27 protein-coding genes and 1 tRNA gene are annotated in these 22361 nt (G+C 70.1%); 11 read left to right on the top strand and 17 right to left on the bottom strand.

Annotation, left to right across the window (positions count from 1 at the left end; translation table 11 throughout):
• Positions 1-112: 112 nt before the first annotated feature.
• From MKK69_RS24290 to MKK69_RS24270, 5 genes are all read right to left on the bottom strand, one after another.
• Positions 113-1441, bottom strand: coding sequence for an MFS transporter (locus tag MKK69_RS24290; protein ID WP_243972298.1), 1329 nt, complete (start codon positions 1439-1441; stop codon positions 113-115).
• Positions 1441-1644 carry an Rmf/CrpP family protein gene (locus MKK69_RS24285; RefSeq protein ID WP_243972139.1) on the bottom strand — a complete coding sequence of 68 codons (204 nt, stop codon included), beginning with the start codon at positions 1642-1644 and terminating at the stop codon, positions 1441-1443. Before MKK69_RS24285 ends, MKK69_RS24290 begins: the two co-directional genes overlap by 1 nt.
• A 160-nt stretch (positions 1645-1804) precedes the next feature.
• On the bottom strand, positions 1805-2062 hold the full coding sequence (locus MKK69_RS24280) for a DUF6894 family protein (RefSeq protein WP_243972137.1): 258 nt from the start codon (positions 2060-2062) through the stop codon (positions 1805-1807).
• Between the two features lie 117 nt (positions 2063-2179).
• Positions 2180-2443, bottom strand: coding sequence for a hypothetical protein (locus tag MKK69_RS24275; RefSeq protein WP_243972135.1), 264 nt, complete (start codon positions 2441-2443; stop codon positions 2180-2182).
• A gap of 164 nt (positions 2444-2607) precedes the next feature.
• On the bottom strand, positions 2608-2838 hold the full coding sequence (locus tag MKK69_RS24270) for a hypothetical protein (RefSeq protein ID WP_243972133.1): 231 nt from the start codon (positions 2836-2838) through the stop codon (positions 2608-2610).
• Between the two features lie 339 nt (positions 2839-3177).
• Between MKK69_RS24270 and MKK69_RS24265 the strand changes: the two genes are divergently transcribed.
• On the top strand, positions 3178-3543 hold the full coding sequence (locus MKK69_RS24265; RefSeq protein WP_243972131.1) for a c-type cytochrome: 366 nt from the start codon (positions 3178-3180) through the stop codon (positions 3541-3543).
• A gap of 67 nt (positions 3544-3610) precedes the next feature.
• Here MKK69_RS24265 and MKK69_RS24260 read toward each other — a convergent pair whose 3' ends face one another.
• The 3 genes from MKK69_RS24260 to MKK69_RS24250 all read right to left on the bottom strand — a co-directional run bounded on the left by MKK69_RS24260 (position 3611) and on the right by MKK69_RS24250 (position 5352).
• Entirely contained in the window at positions 3611-4129 is a 519-nt protein-coding gene (locus tag MKK69_RS24260) for a MarR family winged helix-turn-helix transcriptional regulator (protein ID WP_243972129.1), read from the bottom strand.
• A gap of 132 nt (positions 4130-4261) precedes the next feature.
• A complete protein-coding gene (locus tag MKK69_RS24255; protein WP_313900881.1) occupies positions 4262-5197 on the bottom strand; it encodes a site-specific tyrosine recombinase XerD in 936 nt (311 codons plus the stop codon).
• A gap of 2 nt (positions 5198-5199) precedes the next feature.
• Positions 5200-5352, bottom strand: coding sequence for a histidine kinase (locus tag MKK69_RS24250; RefSeq protein WP_243972125.1), 153 nt, complete (start codon positions 5350-5352; stop codon positions 5200-5202).
• A gap of 269 nt (positions 5353-5621) precedes the next feature.
• On the opposite strand from MKK69_RS24250, the gene MKK69_RS24245 reads away from it, so the two are divergent.
• The 3 genes from MKK69_RS24245 (at position 5622) to MKK69_RS24235 (ending at position 7581) form a co-directional block, all read left to right on the top strand.
• Positions 5622-6233, top strand: coding sequence for a shikimate kinase (locus tag MKK69_RS24245; RefSeq protein ID WP_243972123.1), 612 nt, complete (start codon positions 5622-5624; stop codon positions 6231-6233).
• Positions 6234-6251: 18 nt separating this feature from the next.
• Positions 6252-7397 (top strand): 3-dehydroquinate synthase, encoded by a 1146-nt coding sequence (gene aroB / locus MKK69_RS24240; protein WP_243972122.1) that lies wholly within the window; start codon positions 6252-6254, stop codon positions 7395-7397.
• Between the two features lie 108 nt (positions 7398-7505).
• Positions 7506-7581 (top strand) — tRNA-Thr (locus MKK69_RS24235).
• Between the two features lie 7 nt (positions 7582-7588).
• On the opposite strand, the gene MKK69_RS24230 is transcribed toward MKK69_RS24235, so the two are convergent.
• The 7 genes from MKK69_RS24230 to MKK69_RS24200 are packed head-to-tail and all read right to left on the bottom strand — an operon-like array spanning position 7589 to position 11824.
• Positions 7589-9343 carry a complex I subunit 5 family protein gene (locus tag MKK69_RS24230; protein WP_243972120.1) on the bottom strand — a complete coding sequence of 585 codons (1755 nt, stop codon included), beginning with the start codon at positions 9341-9343 and terminating at the stop codon, positions 7589-7591.
• The gene (locus MKK69_RS24225) at positions 9340-9741 is read right to left on the bottom strand and encodes a sodium:proton antiporter (RefSeq protein WP_243972296.1); all 402 of its coding nucleotides are present in this window, start codon (positions 9739-9741) and stop codon (positions 9340-9342) included. Before MKK69_RS24225 ends, MKK69_RS24230 begins: the two co-directional genes overlap by 4 nt.
• Before the next feature lie 2 nt (positions 9742-9743).
• Positions 9744-10520 carry an MnhB domain-containing protein gene (locus MKK69_RS24220; RefSeq protein WP_243972118.1) on the bottom strand — a complete coding sequence of 259 codons (777 nt, stop codon included), beginning with the start codon at positions 10518-10520 and terminating at the stop codon, positions 9744-9746.
• Complete coding sequence (locus tag MKK69_RS24215) at positions 10517-10768, bottom strand: Na(+)/H(+) antiporter subunit B (protein WP_243972117.1); 252 nt, start codon at positions 10766-10768, stop codon at positions 10517-10519. The genes MKK69_RS24220 and MKK69_RS24215 overlap by 4 nt, the downstream gene beginning before the upstream one ends.
• Positions 10765-11049, bottom strand: coding sequence for a monovalent cation/H(+) antiporter subunit G (locus tag MKK69_RS24210; RefSeq protein ID WP_243972115.1), 285 nt, complete (start codon positions 11047-11049; stop codon positions 10765-10767). The genes MKK69_RS24215 and MKK69_RS24210 overlap by 4 nt, the downstream gene beginning before the upstream one ends.
• Positions 11046-11297 (bottom strand): monovalent cation/H+ antiporter complex subunit F, encoded by a 252-nt coding sequence (locus MKK69_RS24205; protein ID WP_243972113.1) that lies wholly within the window; start codon positions 11295-11297, stop codon positions 11046-11048. Before MKK69_RS24205 ends, MKK69_RS24210 begins: the two co-directional genes overlap by 4 nt.
• Complete coding sequence (locus MKK69_RS24200; protein ID WP_243972111.1) at positions 11294-11824, bottom strand: hypothetical protein; 531 nt, start codon at positions 11822-11824, stop codon at positions 11294-11296. The genes MKK69_RS24205 and MKK69_RS24200 overlap by 4 nt, the downstream gene beginning before the upstream one ends.
• A gap of 197 nt (positions 11825-12021) precedes the next feature.
• Here MKK69_RS24200 and MKK69_RS24195 point away from each other — a divergent pair, with 197 nt between their 5' ends.
• The 3 genes from MKK69_RS24195 (at position 12022) to MKK69_RS24185 (ending at position 15667) form a co-directional block, all read left to right on the top strand.
• Positions 12022-12591, top strand: coding sequence for an NUDIX domain-containing protein (locus MKK69_RS24195; RefSeq protein WP_243972109.1), 570 nt, complete (start codon positions 12022-12024; stop codon positions 12589-12591).
• 121 nt (positions 12592-12712) lie between these two features.
• Positions 12713-14431: an IlvD/Edd family dehydratase gene (locus MKK69_RS24190; RefSeq protein ID WP_243972108.1), complete on the top strand. Its 1719-nt coding sequence runs from the start codon at positions 12713-12715 to the stop codon at positions 14429-14431.
• A 66-nt stretch (positions 14432-14497) separates the two neighbouring features.
• Complete coding sequence (locus tag MKK69_RS24185) at positions 14498-15667, top strand: acetyl-CoA acetyltransferase (protein WP_243972107.1); 1170 nt, start codon at positions 14498-14500, stop codon at positions 15665-15667.
• 223 nt (positions 15668-15890) lie between these two features.
• Here the strand turns inward: MKK69_RS24185 and MKK69_RS24180 are convergent, their stop codons facing one another.
• Together MKK69_RS24180 and MKK69_RS24175 are read right to left on the bottom strand one after the other, a co-directional pair.
• Positions 15891-16277, bottom strand: a complete 387-nt coding sequence (locus MKK69_RS24180; protein ID WP_243972105.1) for a response regulator — start codon at positions 16275-16277, stop codon at positions 15891-15893.
• An 88-nt stretch (positions 16278-16365) separates the two neighbouring features.
• Positions 16366-17022 carry an alpha/beta hydrolase gene (locus tag MKK69_RS24175; protein WP_243972104.1) on the bottom strand — a complete coding sequence of 219 codons (657 nt, stop codon included), beginning with the start codon at positions 17020-17022 and terminating at the stop codon, positions 16366-16368.
• Positions 17023-17287: 265 nt separating this feature from the next.
• On the opposite strand from MKK69_RS24175, the gene MKK69_RS24170 reads away from it, so the two are divergent.
• From MKK69_RS24170 to MKK69_RS24155, 4 genes are all read left to right on the top strand, one after another.
• Positions 17288-18457 (top strand): cysteine desulfurase family protein, encoded by a 1170-nt coding sequence (locus MKK69_RS24170; RefSeq protein ID WP_243972103.1) that lies wholly within the window; start codon positions 17288-17290, stop codon positions 18455-18457.
• A gap of 69 nt (positions 18458-18526) precedes the next feature.
• Entirely contained in the window at positions 18527-19996 is a 1470-nt protein-coding gene (gene sufB / locus MKK69_RS24165; RefSeq protein ID WP_243972101.1) for a Fe-S cluster assembly protein SufB, read from the top strand.
• Positions 19997-20218: 222 nt separating this feature from the next.
• Positions 20219-20971 carry a Fe-S cluster assembly ATPase SufC gene (gene sufC, locus MKK69_RS24160; protein ID WP_243972099.1) on the top strand — a complete coding sequence of 251 codons (753 nt, stop codon included), beginning with the start codon at positions 20219-20221 and terminating at the stop codon, positions 20969-20971.
• 3 nt (positions 20972-20974) lie between these two features.
• Entirely contained in the window at positions 20975-22297 is a 1323-nt protein-coding gene (locus tag MKK69_RS24155) for a SufB/SufD family protein (protein ID WP_243972097.1), read from the top strand.
• The last annotated feature ends 64 nt before the right edge of the window (positions 22298-22361 follow it).

Below are 22361 nucleotides of genomic sequence, written 5' to 3'. Positions count from 1 at the left end.
CGTTTGTGCGGCAGCGCACATCAGCATGGCAGAAGAGCCGCCCGGGGCGCATGGGCGCGTTCCGGAGCGGCTTTCAGGACCATATCGCCGCTCCGCCGACCGGGCGATCCGATCAGGTTGTCCCGGCCTCTCTGTTCGAATCTAGGTCCCGGCCGCGGGTCTCCGGCAGCAGGAAGGCGGCGACTGTTCCGATCAGGCTGAAGGCCGCGAGGTAGTAGGCGGGCGCCAGCCGGTCTCCCGTCGTGGCGATCAGCCAGTTGACCATGTAGTTGGTGCTGCCGCCGAAGACCGAGACCGCGACCGCATAGACGATCGACAGGCCGGCACTGCGCACCGCCCGGGGCAGGGCCTCCGGGATGCCGACGATCACCGCAGCGGCGTTGATCGACGACAGCGCGGAGAGCAGGAACGTCACCGCGTAGACGCTGGCAGCGCTCGGCGCCTGGACCACCCAGGCGAAGGCCGGCACGGACAGGATCAGGATCGCCGCCCGCGGCCAGATCATCACGGGCCGCCGGCCGACCCGGTCGGCCAGCCAGCCGCCGAGCAGCGGGAACGCCACCGAAGCGAGCCCGAGCGCGATCGGAACCGCGGTGGCGGCGGTCTCGCTCAGGCCGAGGGTTGCGCCGGCATAGACCGGCATGTTGGTGCCGACTGCGTTGGATACCGTCGAGGCGGAGATGACCAAAAAGGTCAGCCCCAGCAGGCGACCATGCTCGCGCAGGAGCCGGCCGACCACCGCGAGGGTCGAGGCGGCGGCGTTCGGATCCTCCTCGGCGCCAGCGGTCTCCGGCAGGTGGCTGCGGATGATCAAGCCCACCGGCACCACGCCGAGACCGAGCAGGAACATCAGCCGCCAGCCCCAATCCGCCATCGCGTGCTCGCCGACGGACAGCGCCAGGATGGTGGCCACGATCCCGGCGAACAGGGCGGCGCAGCCCTGGCTGGCGATCTGCCAACTCGTCACGAAGCCGCGCCGATCCGGTGGGGCCGCCTCCAGCAGATAGGCGGTGGACGGGCCGACTTCGCCGCCCAGGGCGAGCCCCTGGATGAGCCGCCCGACGATGACGATCACCTGCGCCCAGCCGCCGATCGCCGCGTAGGACGGGCAGGCGGCCAGGATCAGCATGCCGAGCGCCATCAGCGCGATGGTGATCAGCATCGCCGGCTTGCGCCCGGCGCGATCCGCGAAGGCTCCGATCAGGGCGCCCCCGATCGGCCGCATGACGTAGCCGACGCCGAACAGGGCGAGGGACGCGAGCAGGCTGTGGGTCGGATCGGTGGCCGGGAAGAACGCCGCCCCGATGGGCTTGGCGAAGAAGGCGTACACCGTAAAATCGTAGAATTCGAGGGCGTTGCCCAGCACCACGGCGCCGACTGACTTGCGGTCGAGAGCCGGGTGCGCCGTCGCGCCGGGATGCGGGGCGGTCCGGGCGTCCATCATCGCCCCCCGTCGACGGGGTGCTGAGCGATGCCGCCGATGACCGGCGCGGCGCCGTCCGCCAGGGCCTCGTCGTAGCCCGCGAGCCAGAGCGTGCGGGCCTGCGTGCCCTCCGCGTAGGGGCAAGCCTCGCGGGCCAGACCCTTCCCGGGGGCGGCGCGGCCGAGCGCGTGTGTGTCGAGGTCGTTGGGGGGTGAATCCATTCGGCGCGGGTCCTTGGCTGGCGCGTCGTCTCGAAAACGGGCTGACGGCCTCCCGGGGAAGGCGACGCGCATCAAAAGCGAGCGCGGCGTGCCGGTTCCGGGAACCTGGGCCGCCGCGCTGTCGCCTCCACCGCGATGTAGGGCGCAGGTTGCGCCGCCGTCAGTGCAGGACGGGATCGTCCGAGATCGGCAGGGTGACGGCCTCGCTGAACGGAAATTCCAGCACCACGTCGCCGGCCGCATCGGTGACCACCAGGCACGCGGCCATCAGGCGGGTCTGATCCTGGCCGTCCCGCAGGGCGGCGCGGATCGTGCGGCGCGCCGCCTCCCAGGCCTCGTCCGGATCGCGCAACGCGATCCCGGTCGTGTCGCTGATCCGCTCATCGCCGATCTGCGTGTGGAAAAAATAGTGCGGCATTGTCTTCACCGATGGCGGAGTGTCCGGCTCGGGCACCGCGTACAGGTGGGCTTCGAGTCAGTCCGGCGCATCACCCTGCCGCGGGGAACGGCGTCGACCGGTGGACCTTCGGACGGCTCAGCTGTTGGCCGACCGCGCATCCGGCGCCGTGGGGACGGGCCGGAGCGTGCGCACCTGAGCGGACCCGGTTCCGGCGCGATGATGCTTCTCCATCAACATCAGCGGCCGCAACTCGGGCTCGGCGAAGTCGAGGAGCCTGGCATTGCGCCAGCGCGGCTTGCCGGCGCCGCGGCCGAACCACCGCGGACGCTCCTCCTCGACGAGCAGCACGAGCCGCCCCGTCCAGGATTTCCGAAACCAGAACCGCCCGGTCAGCGACATGATCCGGTCTCCTCGCAAAAGGGCGCCTGCGACGGACGGCGATACCGGCCGCGCCCTGTATCGATTCAATACCAAACTTGGCTGATGAAGTCCCGAAAGATCGGGTCGAATAATGGGACCACCCACACGGTCCGAGCCGTTCCGCCCGGATCCTCGGCCGCGGCTCAAGCGGCGAAATGGCGGGCGAACAGCACCAGCACGGCGAGCCAGACGAGGCCGGATACCCCGTACACGAAGCCACGCAGGAAGGCGGATTCGAGCGCCGCATGCGCGGAATGCCGATCCGCTCGCGCAGCACCCGGCTTCGCTGGCGCCGACCTGTGCCGGGCCGCGGGCGGGGGCGCGACGAGCAGGCGCGTCAGGCTTTCCGGAAGGGATCGGTCATCGGGATGCACGGCACTATGTGGAGTACAGGGCTCAGGCCCGGGCCGACAAGGCCTTCGTCGTCACCGGCATCCGCCGAGACAGACGGCGCCCACCCGCCGATCTCTGAACGGGTGACGGAGGCCCCGCGCGGCGGCCCGATGCGGCTTCCAAGTGCCGCAGGGAGCCGAGAGCCGGGCTGCGGGTTAAGGCCTATGGCGGCCGGATAAGATCGCCAATCCCGGGCCTCGGTGGTCGGCTTCGTGAGGCTTGGCCGTTGCGCCGGGCCTGTGGATTCAATTAGAGCTATTCCAGGCAGGCGAGCTCTGCCTCACAGTGCTGCCGCGACGGCGGCCAACAGGAGGAAATCCATGCGTTCACTGGTTTTCGGCGCCGTCCTCGCCGCGCTGATCCCGCTCTCCGCTCAGGCTCAGGAGGCCGGAGACGCGGCCGCAGGCGAGAAGGCGTTCGCGCCCTGCAAGGCGTGCCACAACTTCCAGAAGAACGGCGTCGGTCCGGACCTGAAGGGTGTCGTGGGCCGCAAGGCGGGCACCTACGAGGGCTACAACTACTCCGCCGCGATGAAGGGGTCCGGCATCACCTGGGATGAGGCCAACCTGCACGAGTGGCTGAAGAACCCCAAGGCGAAGGTGCCCGGCACCAAGATGATCTTCCAGGGCTACCCGGACGACAAGAAGATCAACGACGTGATCGCCTACCTCAAGACGCAGTCCTGATCCCTGTTCACGGCTGACGCGATCCGGGGGTGGCCGAAGGGCCGCCCCCGGATTCATTCAGGACAACCTATTCGGTGATGAGGCCCGCCTGCAGGCCCATCCGCAAGGTTACGAGGTCGTGCAGCAGGGTCTCCCGGCCCGCCGCGTCGAGGCCGGTCAGGCCGCCGGCATCATCGGGGATACAGGCGAGGAGGCCGCGCAGCTTCGCGCCGGCCGGCGTGAGGAAGATGCTGACCTGACGTTCGTCGGCCCGGTCCCGCGCGCGGCGCACGCGCCCCGATGCTTCGAGGCGCTTCAGCAGCGGCGTCAGGGTGCCGGAATCGAGGAACAGGCGATTGCCGATCTCCTTGACCGAGAGACCGTCCTGCTCCCAGAGCACCAGCAGAACCAGATATTGCGGATACGTCAGTTCGTGGCGGCCGAGCAGGTTGCGGTAGGCGCGCCCGAAGGCGTGCGCGGCGGCGTAGACCGCGAAGCACAGTTGGTTGTCGAGACGCTGCCGCTCCTGCGTCGAAGGCTGGTCGGCGGTCGCGTGACCCGCTCGATTCGGCGCAGCGCCGCTCTGCAAAGCAGTCGGGCCTGGCATAGGAATGCTCTCTCTCTAGTATAACGGGCTCGCGTACCGGTATGGCGGAAAGCCTCTCTTATGCAGTTCGCCACACCAGTACAATCGGCGTAATCGGCGCGGAACGCGACCACGATGGTTGTAGCCCGGCGTTCAGCCGTCCATCAGCGGGTGCAGATCCCGTACCATTGCCTTCAGCCGCTCATCGAGGACGTGCGTGTAGATCTGCGTCGTCGAGATATCGGCGTGGCCGAGCAGCTCCTGCACGATGCGCAGATCGGCCCCGTTCTGCAGGAGATGACTGGCGAAGGCGTGGCGGAGGACGTGGGGGCTGACGCGGTCGGGCCGCAAGCCGGCCTCAAGGGCCACGGCCTTGAGGTCGCGGGCGAAGGCCTGCCGGGTCAGATGGCCGCTGTCGCTGTCCGCCGGAAACAGCCACGCGCAGTCCTCGGGCACGGCCGCGAGATGGGCCGACATGGCGGCGCGGGCCGCCTCGGTCAGCGGCACGAGGCGCTCGCGGCCGCCTTTTCCCTTGATGAACAGGTATGGCTCGAGGCTCGCCCCCGCGGCCCGGGGCAGGGCGACGAGTTCGGAAACCCGCAGGCCGGTGGCGTAGAGGAGTTCGAGCAGGCAGACCATCCGCCGCGCCCGCCGGGCCGGGCCCGGCGCCTCCCCGGTGCCCACGGAGGCCTGGGCGACGGCGAGGAGCCGGTCGACCTCGGCGACGGACAGGATCTTCGGCAGGACCCGGCCCCGGCGCGGCCCCGACACCGCGACGCTCGGATCGGCCTCGACGACGCCCTCGGCATACAGGAACCTGTGGAAACCGCGCACGCAGGACAGCCGCCGCGCCGCCGACGAGGCCTTGAGACCGCGGGTGTCCAGATCGGCCAGGAAGGTCCGGAGCGCGCCGGCATCCACCTCCTCCAACGCGATCCCGACCCGGGCGAGGTAAGCGAGGTAATCGTCGAGGTCGCGCCGGTAGGCGGCCAGCGTGTTGGCGCCGGCACCCCGCTCGGCGGCCATCATGTCAAGGTAATCGGCGACTTCCGGGGAGGGCGTCGGACCGGGGTCGCCGCCCGCGGCCACGCTCAACGGCTGCCCGGCTGCAGCTTCGCGGCGGGGATGGTCACGCTCATTTCCCGGGGGGTCGGCTGAACGAAATTCGCGAGTGCGAACATCGCGGCGAAGACGAGACCCGCCAGGATCGCGAGGATGGCAAAGAAACGGAACAGGGTCGGCACGTCGGTCGAACCTCGGGCGGGCGCTGCGGGCGGCGGGAATCGGCGGCGGGCATGGGGATGCGCGGCGGTTCTCTTCGCGCCGACGCGGGTGCCCGGTTTCCACCACGCGATCAAGGCGCTGACAAGGCCCACGACGACACAGCGATGCGTTTCGCTGGCCGCTTGAATCGCGCTAAGAGCCTGCCGCAGGATGCGAGATCGCCCGGGGCCGTGCGCCCGGGGCGGCGGCGCGGCGTTGGGGGCGCCGGACGGATGCGGTGCAGGGGTCGATGCAGGAGCCGTTGAACGAGGCGGAGGGTGGCGAACCGATCGAGGCGCGGCTGCGCCGGGCGCTCGGCCCGCGCTCGATCGTGCTCGTCGGCCTGATGGGCGCGGGCAAGAGCACCGTGGGCCGTCGCCTCGCGAGCCGCCTCGGCCTGATCTTCAAGGATGCCGACATCGAGATCGAGGCGGCGGCCGGCCTGACGATCCCCGATATCTTCGCGATCTACGGCGAGCCGAGTTTTCGCGATGGCGAGGAGCGGGTGATCTCCCGCCTGCTCCGGGCCGGCCCCCTGGTGCTCGCCACCGGCGGTGGCGCCTATCTGCGCGAGGCCACGCGGCGGCGCGTGGCGGAATCCGCGGTCTCGGTCTGGCTCAAGGCCGATCTCGACGTCCTGATGCGGCGGGTCCGCAAGCGGGGCAACCGGCCGCTGCTCCAGACCGACGATCCCGAGGCGACCATGCGCGACCTGATGGCGGTGCGCCACCCGGTCTACGCCGCCGCCGACGTGGTGGTGATCTCCCGCGAGGTCTCGCACGACCGGGTCGTTCAGGACGTGCTCGAAGCCCTGGATACCCATCTCAACGGGGCGCGCACCGTCTCCGTCGCCGCACAGTAGGATTGAGCGAGACCGTCCGTGACCGAGCTTTCGACCCATCCCGATCCCCTGACGGTCCTCGTGCCCCTCGACGGAGGCCGCGCCTACGACATCCGGATCGGGCGCGGCCTGATCGACGCCGCCGGGCCGCCTGTAGCAGCGCTCGGCGGACGCCGGGCCGCGATTGTCACGGACGAGACTGTCGGGGCCCTCTATGCCGGCCGCCTGCGGGCGAGCCTGGAGTCGAGCGGCCTCCAGGCCGGCATCGTGACGGTCGCGCCCGGCGAGGGCTCGAAATCCTACGCGGGCTACGCGGCCGTCTGCGACGGCCTCCTGGCGCTGAAGGTCGAGCGCGGCGATCTCGTGGTGGCCTTGGGGGGCGGCGTCGTGGGCGACCTCGCCGGCTTCGCGGCCGCGACCCTGCGGCGCGGCGTCCGCTTCGTGCAGGTGCCGACGAGCCTGCTCGCGCAGGTCGATTCCTCGGTGGGCGGCAAGACCGGGATCAACGCACCCCTGGGCAAGAATCTGATCGGCGCCTTCCACCAGCCCCGCCTGGTCCTGGCCGATACCGCGGCCCTCGACACCCTGTCCGAGCGCGAGATGCGCGCCGGCTACGCCGAGGTCGCCAAATACGGGCTGATCGCCGATGCCGGCTTCTTCGACTGGTGCGAGGCGAACTGGCGCGGGATCTTCGCCGGCGGCCCGGAGCGCGAGGCGGCGGTGGCGTCCTGCTGCCGGGCCAAGGCGGCGGTGGTGACCCGCGACGAGCGGGAGGACGGCGAGCGGGCGCTGCTCAATCTCGGCCACACCTTCGGCCACGCCCTGGAGCGCCTGACCGGCTACAACCCGGCCCGGCTGGTCCACGGGGAGGGGGTGGCGATCGGGCTCGCCCTGGCCTTCCGCTTCTCGGCCCGGCTCGGGCTGTGCGCCGGCCAGGAGGCGGGCCGCGTCGCCAACCACCTCGCCCTGGCCGGCCTGCCGACCCGCCTGCAGGCGGTCCCGGGCGGATGCGGCGGCGCCGAAGCGATCCTCGACGCCATGGCGCAGGACAAGAAGGTCCGCGACGGCGCGCTGACCTTCATCCTCGCCCGCGGGATCGGGCGGAGCTTCATCGCCCCGGGCGTCGACCGGGCCGAGGTGGCGGCATTCCTGCGCGACGAGTTGGCGGCGGATCGGGGCGCCTGACGCCGCTCGGGGCGCTTCCGGCCTTGCCTATCCCGGGTCGGACAGCTAAGAGCCTGCCACGTCCGGCGCAGCCGATCTCGCGCCGTTCACGGCCCCACCGGGGCCCGGGCCGCAATAGCTCAGCTGGTAGAGCACCTCATTCGTAATGAGGGGGTCGGGGGTTCGAATCCCTCTTGCGGCACCACTCCCGGTCAAACCATCGCCAGCACCGCCGCGATCAGCGCGACCCCGACCGCCAGCCACGCCGCGTAATCGCCGATCAGGCCGCTGTGCAGCACCTCCAGGGCGCGCGTCGGCGCCGATTGCGTCACGCTGACCGGCCGGACCACCAGCGCCGGCAGGGTCTTGCGGAACAGCCCGTAGCCGGCGCCCGCCAGGGCGGCGATCAGGGAGGCCCAGGGCAGCCAGGCGGGCCCCTCCGCCAGAGCCTCCACCGCCGGGCGGTGCAGGAACGCCGAGGCCGCCCGCGGGAGGGCATGCCCGATCAGATCCGCCGGCAGCCCGATATCGAGGGCCAGCAGCACGCAGCACGGTCCCAGCATCAGCCAGAGCGGCCGGTTGGCCTTCTCGCGCTCGTCCTCGCTCGGCGCCCCGGCCTCGTCGCCGGGATCCGGACCGAGGCCCAGGAAGATGCGGCCGGCCGCCCGCAGAACCGCCGCCCCGGTCAGCGCCGCACCGATGGTTCCGGCCGCCAGGGCGATCCCGTGACCCTGCTGCGCCAGCGCCCCCTGGACGAGGCGCGTGCCCTGGTCGAGCACGCCGAGCGGCAGGCCGCAGAGCAGCAGCCCGGCCAGCCCCATGGCGATCCCCGCCGGCCAGATCCCCCGCCCGAGGCCGCGCAGGGCGATCTCGTCGATGCTGGCCTGCGTGGCGAGCAGGATGCCGGCGATCATGAACAGGGCGCCCTTCACCAGCCCGTGTCCGACCACGTAGACCAGCATGCCGCCGGTCCCGCCCGCCGAGAGTGCGCCGATGCCGGTCAGCATGATCCCGGCATGGGAGATCGTCGAGAAGGCGAGCATCCGCTTGAGGTGACGCTGCAGCAGCGCCATCCAGCCGCCGAGGAGCGCGGTGACGCCGCCGAGTCCGATCAGCAGCACCGGCAGGGCGTGCTGGACCTGTCCGGAGGCCCCGAACACGACCGCGCTCACCTTGGCCAGGCCGAACAGCCCGAGCGAGACCATCGAGCCGGAGAAGATCACCGAAACCGGGCTCGGCGCCACCGCGTGGGCGTCAGCGAGCCAGAACTGGAACGGCACGATCGCGCCCTTGATCATCAGGGCCGCCGCCACGAGGCAGAAGGCTCCGGCCACCACTGGATCGCGCCCGCCCCGGGCCACCGCAGCCGCGATGCCCTCGAAGTCCAGCGTGCCGGTCTGGGCGTAGATCAGCCCGATGCCGCCGAGCATCAGGAAACCCGCGAGGCTGTTGACCACCGTGAAGTTGATGGCGCCGGCGAGCGCCGATTCCGCAAGGTGGTAGGCCGTGAGCGCGAAGGCGGCGACGCTCATCACCTCGAACCACACGAACAGGTTGAACATGTCGCGGGTGAAGCAGAACCCGATCATGGCGGCCAGGAACAGCAGCATCAGGATCTGGAAATGACCGTGCGTGCGGTCGAAGAAGCCCCAGGCGAACACGAAGGTCAGGGCGTAGAGCAAGCCGATGAAGGCGGCGACCCAGCCGCTCGCCTCGTCCACCGAGAACCCGATCCCGAGATGGACGCCATCCCGCGGCTCCCATCCGCCGAACCAGTACACCAGGGGCCCGTCGGCGGCGTGCAGGGCGATCGTCCCGCAGAGGATCGCGACGCCGAGGGCGGCCAGCGTCGCCAGGATGTCGGGGAGGCGGCCCGGCAGCAGATGCGCGGTGGCGAGCAGCGCCGCGCAGACCACGAGCGGGAGGGCGACCGGCAGGGGCAGAAGCGCGGCGGGGAAAGCGGTCACGATGTTTTCCCCGCGCCGTCGTCCGCGCGGCTCGAAGCCTGGTTGCGCCGGGATCCACCACCCGCGCGCATCGGCCGGAGCTTCTCCGGGTCTAGGCTTCCGCCGCGCTTGTAGGCCTGAATCGTCAGGACCAGGAGGAGGGCGGTGAGCGTCGCCCCGACCACGATGTCGGTCAGCACCAGCGCCTGCATCACCGGATCGACCGCGGGGGTGCCGGGCGGGTGGTCGTAGAAGATCGGCGCGATGCTGCCCCAGCGGTAGCCGAGGCCGAGCAGCAACACGTAGGTCGCCGATTGGCAGATACCGAGGCAGCCGACGAGATGAATGAAGTTCCGGCTGGTGGCGATGCCGTAGAGGCCGATCCCGAACAGCCACGCGGCGACCGCGTAGGGCAACATCGTCACGCCGATTCCTCTCCTGGCTCGTCGGGCTCGTCCGCCGCGCGGGTCTCCTCCATGAATTCCAGGAAGAGCTGCGTGAACCCGCCCGTCACCGCCAGGGCGACGCCGAGATTCTCGACCAGCATCAGCCCGCCGGAGAACAGGTCGCGGAAGGTGCCGAGCGGCAGGACATTCTGCATGAAGGCGGCGCCGGTGAGCATCGGCGCCAGCCCGCACAGGGCGAAGAGCAATGCGCCGCCCCCCTCCATGGCGTCGAGCCAGTGGCTGTGGATCGCGTCGCGCCAGCCGGCATAGCCCTCGCCGAGGTAGATCAGCAGCGTGGCGGAGGCGAGGATCACGCCGCCCTGGAAGCCGCCGCCCGGCGTCACGGTGGCGTGCACCACCACGTACAGCCCGAACAGGGCGGTGAGCGGCCCGGCGATCCGGCATGCGAGCACGACGGCCTCGGAGCGCGGGATCACGGCGCGGCCGGGCCGGCGCATGGCGTGCTCGGTGTTGCCCTCGCCGCGGCGGCCGCGCAGCAGCACCACCGTGCCGGTGATGGCGGCGAGTAGCATGAACTCCTCGCCGAGGGTGTCGAGGCCGCGCAGGTCGAAGTTGATGGCGCTCACCATGTTGGCGACGTGCCGCGCCTCAGGCGTGATCGCGTTGATGCGCTCGCCGTACTGCGCGATCGTCGCGCCGAAGGGCGGCAGCCCGGCGATCACCGTGGCGGCGCACGGCAGCAGGATCAGGCCCGCCAGGGCCAGCAGTGCGACGCGGATCCGCGGGCTCACGGTTTCTCCTCGGGGGGCTGGGTCCGCACCGCCATGAGCGCCACGAGGAACAGGAGCGGGACCGCCGCCGCGCCGACCGTCAGTTCCGACAGGGCGACGTCGGGGGCCTGGAGGGCGTCGAACAGGATCGCCAGGACGAGGCCGTTGACCGCGATGGCGAAGACCTGCCGGACGGGGTCGCGCACCAGCACCACGGCCGTCCCGGAAATCGCCGTCAGCAGGAACAGGAGCGGCAGGATCACCGTCATGCCGAGCGGCCCTCGCGCATCAGCACGGCGCGGCCGGACACGTGCGACAGCACCGCCGCCCAGGATAGGTACACCACCATCATCAGGAGGATCTTCAGGGAGCGCCCGGAGATGCCGTCGGCCAGGAAGGCCGCCACCGTGACTAGGCCGGAGGCCGTGACGTTGAGGAAGGCGAGGGCGTGGAACCGGTCGAGGGCCCGGGGCAGGCGCCATAGGGCCAGGGCGGACAGCCATGTCGCCGCCACCGCAAGGCTGAGCAGCACGCCGATGACGACGCTCATATCCAGCGCTCCAGGAAGACCGCGAGCAGCAGGGTGCCGGGCAGGTTGAGCAGGACAAGGGTGAGGGCGAGGTCGGTGATCGAGGCCTGGTCGGTGGCGAAGGCCATCAGCGTCAGGATCAGCACCGTGACGCTGCCGGCAAGCTGATAGGCCGCGAAGCGCTGGCCGGGCCGGCCGCGCCACGCCAGCGCCGCCGCGAGCACCATCGGCGGCAGCAGCCCCAGGATGGCGGCCGTCCAGATGCTCATGACGCCGAGTCCCCCAGGGCGTGCGTCGCCACGGTCCCGTGCTCGCGGTCGAGGGTCAGGACGTAGCTGTCCGGGGCGAGGGAAGCGGCGAACAGGCCGACGGCGCGCGCGGCCGGAGCCGTATCGCCGTGCGGCGTCGCCCACGCAATCTCGGCAGCGCTCCGGTCACGGGTCGCGCCGCCCTCGGCGCGGCCGAGGAGGGCCTTTATCAGATGCAGTCCGACCCGCGCGGTCTGCCGGGGCATGCCGACAAGGGCCGGCCCGACCGGCCGGAGCGCTGCCCGGTCGAAGCGGAACCGCACGCCGCCGCGTCGTCCCGCGACCCACCACCAGGCCGTGCCGAGGGTGGCGCAGACCACCGTGGCGAGGCCCTCGTTCACGCTCAGGGACCCGGCGAAGACCAAGTAGGCCAGGGCAAGGGCGATCCAGATCGCGACCGCGTCGCGCGTCGACCGTTCCTTGATGCCGCTGATCGGTCCTGCCCGCATCGATCCCGCCCGGGGCACGTCCCGCGGAAGCGTGGCCATGCGCTGCCCGACCAAACGTGGCCGCGGGCGCCAGCGTTCCCGGAACCCGACGACACGGTTCCGTGTAGGGCCTGTGAGGGCCCGATACACGGTATCCCAAAAGTCGCTGCGCCTGCTGAAGCCCTGCGGCGCAGGACCTCCAGAGGCGGGGGTGGGACATCCGTGATCGAGGGCACGGGCAGGCACAGGAACATGCGATGACAGCCGAGATCCTCACCATCCGCTTCGTGCACGAGGGCTGGAGCCGATTCGGCATCGCGCAGGTGCGCCTCGCCGACGGCGCCGTGGTCGAGCGGGAGTTCGAGGATCACGGCAACTCGGTGGGCGTGCTCCCCTACGATCCCGAGCGCCGGGTCGCGACCCTGGTGCGCGAGCTGCGGGTGCCGCCGCTGTTCGCCGCCGGCGAGCAGGTCCAGCTGGAGGCCCCGGCCGGCCTGATCGACGACGGCACCCCGGAGGAGAACGTCCGCCGGGAGGCCCTGGAGGAGGTCGGCCTGCGCCTGACCGCGCTCGAATTCATCGGCGCGACCTATTCCTGCGCAAGTCTGACCACCGAGAAGATCCACCTCTACCTCGCCTCTTACCGCCGGTCGGACCGGGCCGAGGCGGGGGGCGGCGCCGCGGGCGAGCACGAGAACATCAGGGTCGTCGAGATGCCGCTCGCCGAACTCGCTGGCCTGGCCGACCGGGCCGAGATCACCGACCTCAAGACGCTCACCCTGGTACTGGCTCTGCGCGCGCGCCATCCGGAGCTGTTCCGCGCGTGAGAATCCGCTATCGCGTTATCGCCCAGGGGTTGCTGACCGCTGCGGTGCTCGCCGGGGTCGGGTGGATCGCCTTCCACCTGCGCTGAGGCCGGCGCAAGCTCACGAGTCAGGGATCGATGGCATGAGCGATGACCCAGGACACGCCGAACCGCACGGGCTCGACCGCGGGCTGACCAATTACGGCGACCGCGACTTCGCCCGCTATCTGCGCCGCTCCTTCGCCCGCTCCATGGGCATCTCGCCGGGGCTGCTGGACAAGCCGGTGGTCGGCATCGCCATGACGCCGTCGGGCTTCAACAATTGCCATCGCGGCATGCCCGAGCTGGTGGAGGCGGTCTCCCGCGGAGTCCTGGCCGCCGGCGCCCTGCCGCGGCCGTTCCCGACCGTGTCGCTCGGCGAGGTTTTCCTCAACCCGACCAGCATGATGTACCGCAACCTGATGGCCATGGACACGGAGGAGATGATCCAGGCCCAGCCGATGGATGCAGTCGTGCTGATCGGCGGCTGCGACAAGACCGTGCCGGCCCAGCTCATGGGTGCGGCCTCGGCGGGGCTCCCGGCGATCCAGCTCGTGACCGGGCCGATGTCGACCGGCCGCCACCGGGGCCAGCGGCTCGGCGCCTGCACGGATTGCCGGGGCTTCTGGGCAAAGTACCGGGCTGGAACCGTCGATGCGGAGGAGATCGCCGAGGTCGAGGGACGGCTCTCGGTCACCGCCGGCACCTGCGCGGTGATGGGCACGGCCTCCACCATGGCGTGCATCGCGGAGGCGCTCGGCATGTCGCTGCCCGGCACGGCCGCGATCCCTGCGGTGCATTCCGACCGGCTGGTGGCCGCCGAGGAGACCGGCCGCGCGGCGGTCCGCCTGATCCAGTCGAAGATCGCGCCCGCGCAGGTCATCACCCGCAAGTCGGTGGAGAACGCCATCCGGGTGCTGATGGCGGTCTCAGGTTCGACCAATGCCATCGTCCACCTGACGGCGATCGCCGGACGGCTTGGCATCCGCATCCCCTATGCGCGCTTCAACGAGATCTCCGACGCGACGCCGGTGCTGGTCGACCTGAAGCCGGTGGGCGAGGGCTACATGGAGGATTTCCACGCGGCCGGCGGGATGGGTGCGCTGCTGCGCGAATTGCGCCCGCTCCTCCACCTCGACACCGTGGACGTGGAGGGCCGGACGCTGGCCGAGCGCCTGGACGAGCCCGCCGGCTGGGTCGACCGCGCGGTGATCCGCCCCTTCGACAACCCGGTCTCACCGCTGGGTGGGCTGGTCGCGCTCACCGGCAACCTCGCCCCCGAGGGCGCGATCTTCAAACGCGCCGCCGCAACGCCGGAGCTGTTCGAATCGGAAGGGCGGGCGGTGGTGTTCACCGGCCTGGAGGACCTGAGCCGGCGGATCGACGATTCCGACCTCGACGTGGGCCCGAACGACGTGCTGGTGCTTCAGAATGCCGGCCCGCACGCGGCCGGGATGCCGGAGGCGGGCTACCTGCCGATCCCCAAGAAACTCGCCCGGGCGGGGGTGAAGGACATGGTCCGCATCTCCGACGCCCGGATGTCCGGCACGGCCTTCGGGTCGATCGTGCTGCACATCGCCCCCGAATCCGCCATTGGTGGGCCGCTGGCCGCGGTGCGCGACGGCGACCGGATCCGGCTGTCGATCCGCGAGAAGCGGATCGACCTGCTGGTCGATCCCGAGGAGATCGCGCGGCGGCTCGCCGGCCACACGCCGCCGCCGGCCCCGACCCGGGGCTACAAGGCGCTCTACCGGCGCACCGTCACCCAGGCCCCCGAGGGCTGCGACTTCGACTTCCTGATGGGGGAGGGGCGCGAGGGCTGAACCACCTGGCTTGATCGCCGGGCGCGCCGGGGCCATCGTCCGGACGAGAGTTCGGGAGGGAACCGGATGACGCGCGCCTGCATCGTGGGCTGGGCCCACACCCCCTTCGGCAAGCTCGAGGAGCCGGATGTCGAGGGCTTGATCGCCCGGGTCTCGGGCGAGGCGTTGGCCCATGCCGGGATCGACGATGCGCAGGTCGACGGGATCTATGTGGGCTCGATGAACACCGGCTTCTCGAAGCAGGGTTTCGAGGGGTCGCTGGTGGCGGTGAACCGGCCGGGCCTCGCCCACGCCCCCGCGACCCATCTGGAGAACGCCTGCGCCACCGGGTCGGCGGCACTCTACGCGGCCCTCGACTTCGTCGACAGCGGCCGGGGCCGCGTCGCCCTGGTAATCGGCGCCGAGAAGATGACGGCCAAGACCGTGGCCGAGACCGGCGATATCCTGCTCGGCGCCTCCTACCGGAAGGAGGAGGCCGAGATCGAGGGCGGCTTCGCGGGCGTGTTCGGGCGGATCGCGGCGGGCTACTTCCAGCGCTACGGCGACCGCAGCGCGGAGCTGGCCCGGATCGCCGCCAAGAACCACCGCAACGGCGTCGGCAACCCCTACGCGCAATTGCGAAAAGATCTTGGCTTCGAGTTCTGCAATCGGGTCTCGGAGAAGAATCCCTACGTGGCGGCACCGCTCCGGCGTACCGACTGCTCGCTGATCTCTGACGGGGCGGCGGCCCTCGTGGTGGCGGATGCCGAGACCGCCGAGGGGCTGGAGCGGGCGATCGGCTTCCGCGCCCGCGCCCACGTCAACGACATCCTGCCCCTGTCCCGCCGCGATCCGACGGAATTCAAGGGCGCACGGCTCGCCTGGGAGAAGGCGCGGGCCGAAGCCGGGATCGGCAACGACGACCTGTCCTTCGTGGAGACCCACGACTGCTTCACCATCGCCGAGCTGATCGAGTACGAGGCAATGGGTCTCGCGGCCCCAGGCGAGGGGTACCGCGTGGTGCGCGAGGGGCTGGCCGAGAAAGGCGGCCGGCTGCCGATCAACCCGTCCGGCGGCCTGAAGGCGAAGGGCCATCCGGTGGGCGCCACCGGCGTGTCGATGCATGTAATGGCCTGCCTGCAGCTCATGGGCGTGGCCGGCGAAATGCAGGTGCCCGGCGCCGAACTCGCCGGGATCTTCAACATGGGCGGCGCGGCGGTGGCCAATTACGTGTCCATTCTGGAACGCCGGCGCTGACAAGCGTCCTTCCTCCCCCGCGGGAGGGGCTACGATGCTCGCAGAGCTCCGCCGGATCACGGCGACGGTCCGAGCCGAATCCCCCTGCGGGCGAGGGCGGTCCCGGAGATTTTCGTGACCCCTAGTCCGATAAGGCGAAACAGTCCTGTCGGCCGGTGTCGGTCACGGCTCTCGGCCGGGGGGTCACCGCCCGGATCCCTCGTCCGCCCACGTGGATCGGGCGTCAGGCCGCCCGCTGGATGAAGGCGCGCAGGGTGCGGACCAGGGTCGTCGGCTCGTAGGGCTTCGGGATGAAGCGGGCCCCCTCCGGCATGTCGTTCGGGCCGGGTGTGCCCATCCCCGAGACCACCAGCACGGGGATCGACGGCCAGCGATGCGCCACCAGGCGGGCGAGGGCGAAACCGTCCATCGAACCCTGCGGCATGTCGACATCCGTCATCAGGACGCCGACATCGTCGCGGTTCTCCAGGACCTTGAGCGCCTTGTCCGCATGGCTCGCCTCCACCACGGTGAAGCCGGCATCCGCCAGGGTGTCCGCGGCTTCCATCAGCAGCAGTCCGTCATCCTCCACGAGGAGCACCACGGGTTGGTCGGACGGGCTTTCTGACATCAGGCCTGCGGAGGTGTGCCGTGAATTCCGAAGCCCGCGCCGTATTCCTCCGGGGCTCACCCCGTCAAGGCGCGGGGGCCGCGCTGCGTCAGGCCGCCTCCTCGCGCTTGCCCAGGCGCTTGTCGAGGTAGGTGTCCACCGTCTGGGTGAGCTCCTCGACCTTGCCGTCGAAGAAGTGGTTGGCACCCTCGACCATCTGGTGCTCGATGATGACGCCCTTCTGGGTCTTCACCTTCTCGATCACCGGCATGACCTCCCGGGCGGGGGCGACCCGGTCCTCCGAACCGTGCACGAACAGGCCGGATGACGGGCACGGGGCCAGGAAGGTGAAGTCGTAGCGGTTCGCCATGGCGGCGATCGAGATGAAGCCCTCGATCTCGGGCCGGCGCATCAGCAACTGCATGCCGATCCAAGAGCCGAAGGACACGCCGGCGATCCAGCAGGACTTCGCCTCAGGATTGACCGACTGCACCCAATCGAGGGCCGCCGCGGCGTCGGACAGCTCGCCCGAGCCGTGGTCGAACGCGCCCTGGCTCCGCCCAACCCCGCGGAAATTGAAACGCAGGGCTGCAAAGCCGCGATTGGCGAAGGTGTAAAAAAGGTTGTACACAATCTGATTGTTCATCGTACCCCCGAACTGGGGGTGCGGGTGCAGGATGATGGCGATCGGTGCGCCGCGCTTCTTGGGGGCTTGGTAACGGCCTTCCAGGCGGCCGGCCGGACCGGTGAAGATGACTTCGGGCATCGCTCGTCTCTCACTCTCGAGATCGCACGCCCGGCGGTCGGCGCGGCAGCCTTGACTCGTCGCGTGCGCACCATAAAAGCACTCTTAGAACAGTTCTAGTCGATTGGAACAGTTCTAAAAAGGCGGTTCGGTGGTTCGCACCGGCTGCCGCACTGACCCGGGCTGGTCGGTGGGATCTCTTTCTGTCGGCGCGCCTTAGCACGCCGAACCGGCGCGCGGGCAAGGAATTGTGACGCGTGGCGGCGATGGGCAAAACGGAACGCGGATGAGCCGGGCACGCGCCTATCTCGACTACAACGCCACCGCCCCGGTCCGCCCGGCCGTCGCGGACGCGGTGGCGCGCGCCTTGATGCTTCCGGGTAATCCCTCGTCGATCCACGCGGAGGGCCGTGCGGCCCGGGCCGCCCTGGAGGCCGCCCGCGCCCAGGTCGCGGCCCTGGTGAACGCGCGGCCCGAGCAGGTGATCTTCACCAGCGGCGGGACCGAAGCGGCCAACGCGGTCCTGTCGGGCGCCCTGCGCGGTCGCGGCCTGCCGGCCCCGACCCGCCTCCTGCACACGGCGACGGAGCATCCCTGCGTGGCTGCGGGCCATCGCTTCCCGGAGGCGGCGGTGGAGCAGTTGCCGGTCACCGGCGACGGCGTGATCGATCTCGCCTTGCTGGAGGCGCGTTTGGCCGCCCTGGCGGGCGAGACAGTACTGTTGTCGGTCCACGCGGCCAACAACGAGACCGGCGCCGTGCAACCGCTGAGCGATGTGGCGGCCCTGGCGCAGGCGCATGGCCGGACGCTGGTCCACAGCGATGCCGTGCAGGCGGCTGGCAAGGTCGCCCTCGACATCGCGGGACTCGGCCTCGACGCGCTGACCCTGTCGGGCCACAAGTTCGCGGCGCCGAAGGGCGTCGGTGCCCTCGTGCTGGCCGATGGCGTCACCCTGGAGAGCGCCTTCCTGCGCGGCGGCGGCCAGGAGCGTCGGCAGCGCTGTGGCACCGAGTGCCTGCCGGCCATCGTCGGCATGGGCGAGGCGGCCCGGATCGCCCGCGAATCGCTCGACCCGGAGGCCCGGCGCTTGTCAGCCCTGCGTGACCGGATCGAGGCGGGTGTGCGGGCCCTGGCGCCCGACGCCGTGGTGTTCGCCGCCGGGGCCCCACGCCTGCCCAACACCCTCAGCGTCTCGGTCCGGGGGCTCGATGCGCCCTCGGCCCTGATCGCCTTCGACCTCGCCGGCGTGGCGTTGTCGTCGGGCTCGGCCTGCTCGTCGGGCAAGGTCGCACGCTCGGCGACGCTGGCCGCGATGGGCGTCGGTCCCGACCTCGCCGGGGGGGCGCTGCGCGTCAGCCTCGGCTGGAACACGGTGGACGAGGATGTGACATGCTTCCTCGACGCCTTCGAACGGGTGTTGCAGCCCCTATATAGACGACGAGGACAGGCGGCCTAAGCGCCGCTCCCCCCGCTTTCCGACACACGCTTCCCGGCCCTTGACGCCGGAGATGCCCAGGAGACGCTGATGCCTGCCGTGCAGGAAACCATCGACCGGGTCCGCTCGATCGACCTCGACCAGTACAAGTACGGGTTCGAGACCACCATCGAGATGGAGAAGTCCGAGAAGGGCATCTCCGAGGATGTCGTGCGCTTCATCTCGGCCAAGAAGAACGAGCCGGCGTGGCTGCTGGAGTGGCGCCTCGACGCCTATCGGCGCTGGCTGACCATGAAGGAGCCGGAGTGGGCCCGCGTCTCCTACGACAAGGTCGACTACAACGACATCTACTACTACGCGGCGCCCAAGCGCCCGGCGGCGATGTCGCTCGACGAGATCGATCCCGAGATCCTGAAGACCTACGAGAAGCTCGGCATCCCGCTGCGTGAGGTCGAGGTGCTGGAAGGCATCGCGCCGGAGCGCCGGGTCGCGGTCGACGCCGTGTTCGACTCGGTCTCGGTGGCTACCACCTTCAAGAAGGAACTCTCGAAGGCCGGCGTGATCTTCATGCCGATCTCCGAGGCGGTCCAGGAATATCCGGAGCTGGTGAAGAAGTACCTGGGCACGGTTGTGCCCTCAACCGACAACTTCTTCGCGACGCTGAACTCGGCGGTCTTCTCCGACGGCTCGTTCGTCTACATCCCGCCGGGCGTGCGCTGCCCGATGGAGCTGTCGACCTACTTCCGCATCAACGAGCGCGACACCGGTCAGTTCGAGCGCACGCTGATCATCGCCGACAAGGGCTCCTACGTCTCGTACCTGGAGGGGTGCACCGCCCCGAAGCGCGACGACAATCAGCTCCACGCCGCGGTGGTCGAGCTGGTCGCCCTGGATGACGCCGAGATCAAGTACTCGACGGTTCAGAACTGGTACCCGGGCGACAACGACGGCAAGGGCGGGATCTACAACTTCGTGACCAAGCGTGGCGACTGCCGCGGCGACCGTTCGAAGATCTCGTGGACCCAGGTCGAGACCGGCTCGGCGATCACCTGGAAGTACCCGTCCTGCATCCTGCGCGGCGACGAGTCCCGCGGCGAGTTCTACTCGATCGCGGTGTCGAACGGCATGCAGCAGGTCGATTCCGGCACCAAGATGATCCATCTCGGCAAGAACACGACCAGCCGGATCATCTCGAAGGGTATCTCCGCCGGGCGCTCGCAGAACACCTACCGGGGTCTCGTCTCGGCGCACAAGAAGGCCAAGGGCGCGCGCAACTTCACGAACTGCGACTCCCTGTTGATCGGCGATCAGTGCGGGGCGCACACCGTGCCCTACATCGAGTCGAAGAACGCCTCTGCCGTGTTCGAGCACGAGGCAACGACCTCGAAGATCTCCGAGGAGCAGATGTTCTACTGCCAGCAACGCGGCCTCTCCGGGGAGGAGGCGACCGCGCTGATCGTCAACGGCTTCGTCCGGGACGTGCTGCAGCAGCTGCCGATGGAGTTCGCCGTCGAGGCCCAGAAGCTGATCTCGATCAGCCTTGAAGGCTCGGTGGGCTGAGGGCTCGGAACGGGTGCGTGCATCCTCCCTCCCCCTTGCGGGGAGGGGCAGGGGTGGCGGTGGTGCCGGGTAAAGCGCGGCGTCGCCTTCTGCTCCACCTCCACCTCCGGCTCCTCCCCGCACGGGGCAGGAGAGCGCGTCGCGCATGACCACGCCAGGATGCGTGAGCGTCGAGGCCTCGGGGACGGGACGATTAGCGAATTCAGACAGGACTAACGAACTATGCTGGAAATCAAGAACCTCGTCGTGCAGATCGAGGACAACCGCATCCTCAACGGCCTGAACCTCACCGTGAAGGACGGCGAGGTCGCCGCGATCATGGGCCCGAACGGCTCGGGCAAGTCGACGCTGTCCTACGTCATCGCCGGCAAGGCAGACTATGAGGTCCTCGACGGCGAGATCCTGCTCGACGGCCACAACCTGCTGGAGATAGAGCCGGACGAGCGCGCCGCGGCCGGCGTGTTCCTGGCCTTCCAGTACCCGCTGGAAATCCCCGGCGTCGGCACCATGACCTTCCTCAAGGCCTGCCTGAACGCCCAGCGCCGCGCCCGCGGCGAGGGTGAGATCTCGACCCCGGACTTCATCCGCGCGGTGAACGCCGCCGCCGACCGGCTTGAGATCAACAAGGACATGCTCAAGCGCGCCCTCAACGTTGGCTTCTCCGGCGGCGAGAAGAAGCGCATGGAGATTCTTCAGATGGCGCTGCTGCAGCCGAAGTTCTGCGTCCTCGATGAGACCGATTCCGGCCTCGACATCGACGCGCTGCGCATCGTCTCCGAGGGCGTGAACGCCCTGCGCGGGCAGGGCCGGTCGTTCTTGGTCATCACCCACTATCAGCGGCTCCTGAACCACATCGTGCCGGACGTGGTTCACGTCATGTCGAAGGGCCGGATCGTGAAGACCGGCGGCAAGGACCTCGCCCTTGAGCTCGAAGCGTCCGGCTACGCCGAGTACAGCACCAGCGAGGCCGCCTGAGCCATGGCCGACGTCACCAACCTCCGCTCCCCCGCCGAGGCCGGCCTGTCGAAGCTGTTCGAGACCGCCCGGCAGAGTTTCGCCAGCGAGGCGGCGATCAGCCGCGAGGAGGCGTTCCGCTTCTTCGAGGCGACCGGCCTGCCGAGCCGCCGGGTCGAGGCGTTCAAGTACACCGACCTGCGTGCCGCGATCTCCGAGGCCGCGCCGCCCTCAGAGGCGCCGAGCCTCGACGCCGCCAGGGTGGCCGTCGGGCGCGGCAAGGGCTTTGCCGGGATCGAGGCGGCGCGCCTCACCTTCGTGAACGGTCACCTCGTCCGCGAGCTGTCCGATCTCGACCGGGTCCCCGAGGGCGTCACGGTCGTTCCGCTCACCGAGGCCATGACTTCGGGTGACGCCGCGCTGAAGCTGCTCGGGCCGGTGACCCAGGCCCGGGACAACCCGATCTATCAGCTCAACACCGCCTTCCTGGCGGACGGGGCGCTGATCACGGTCGCCCCCGGTGCGAAGCCGGCGCAGCCGATCCATCTCCGCTTCGTCGGGACCGGCGACAGACCGTTCTCGACCGCGACCCGCGTGCTCGTGAATCTCGGCGAGGGCGCGGAGTTCAGCCTGCTCGAGAGCCATGAGGGTCCGGACGGCCTCACCTGCCAGCCGAACGACGCCCTCGACGTGGTCGTCGGCCCCAAGGCCGCATTCCGGCACACCCGCCTGAACATCGAGGGGGATGCCACCGTGGCGCTCTCGACCCTGTCGCTCAAGGTCGAGGCCGAGGGCCGGGTCGAGACGGTCAACCTCGTGACCGGGGCGGTGCTGTCGCGCCACCAGATCTACGTTCTGGTCTCGGGCGCGGACACGAACGTCGTGGTCAATGGCGCCGCCATGCTGCGCAAGGGTCAGCTCGCCGATTCGACGCTGCTGGCTGATCACGCCGCCGTCGGCGGTATCGGGCGCGAGCAGTTCAAGACGGTGATCGACGGCGACGCCACCGGCGTGTTCCAGGGCAAGATCATCGTCCGGCAGGTCGCCCAGAAGACCGACGGCAAGATGAAGTCCGACTGCCTCCTCCTCACCGACGAGGGGCAGATGATGAATAAGCCGGAGCTGGAGATCTTCGCCGACGACGTCGCCTGCGGCCATGGCGCCACCTGCGGCACGCCGGACGAGGATCTGCTGTTTTACCTGATGGCCCGCGGCCTGCCGCGCCCCATCGCCGAGAGTCTGCTGGTTCAGGCCTTCGTGGGCGAGGCGGTGGAGGCGGTCACGCACGAGGGCGCCCGCGCGGCGCTGATCGGCGAGATCGAGGCCTGGCTGAAAGCGCGGGGCTGACTACACTCGACCCTCCCCCCTTTGCGGGGGAGGGTGCCGAACGGAGTGAGGCGGGAGAGGTGAG

The sequence above is a fragment of the Methylobacterium sp. J-026 genome, assembly GCF_022829585.1.
GTDB lineage: Bacteria > Pseudomonadota > Alphaproteobacteria > Rhizobiales > Beijerinckiaceae > Methylobacterium.
The sequence above is the reverse complement of the archived record's forward strand: the minus strand, read 5'-3'. Positions and strand labels throughout refer to the sequence as shown.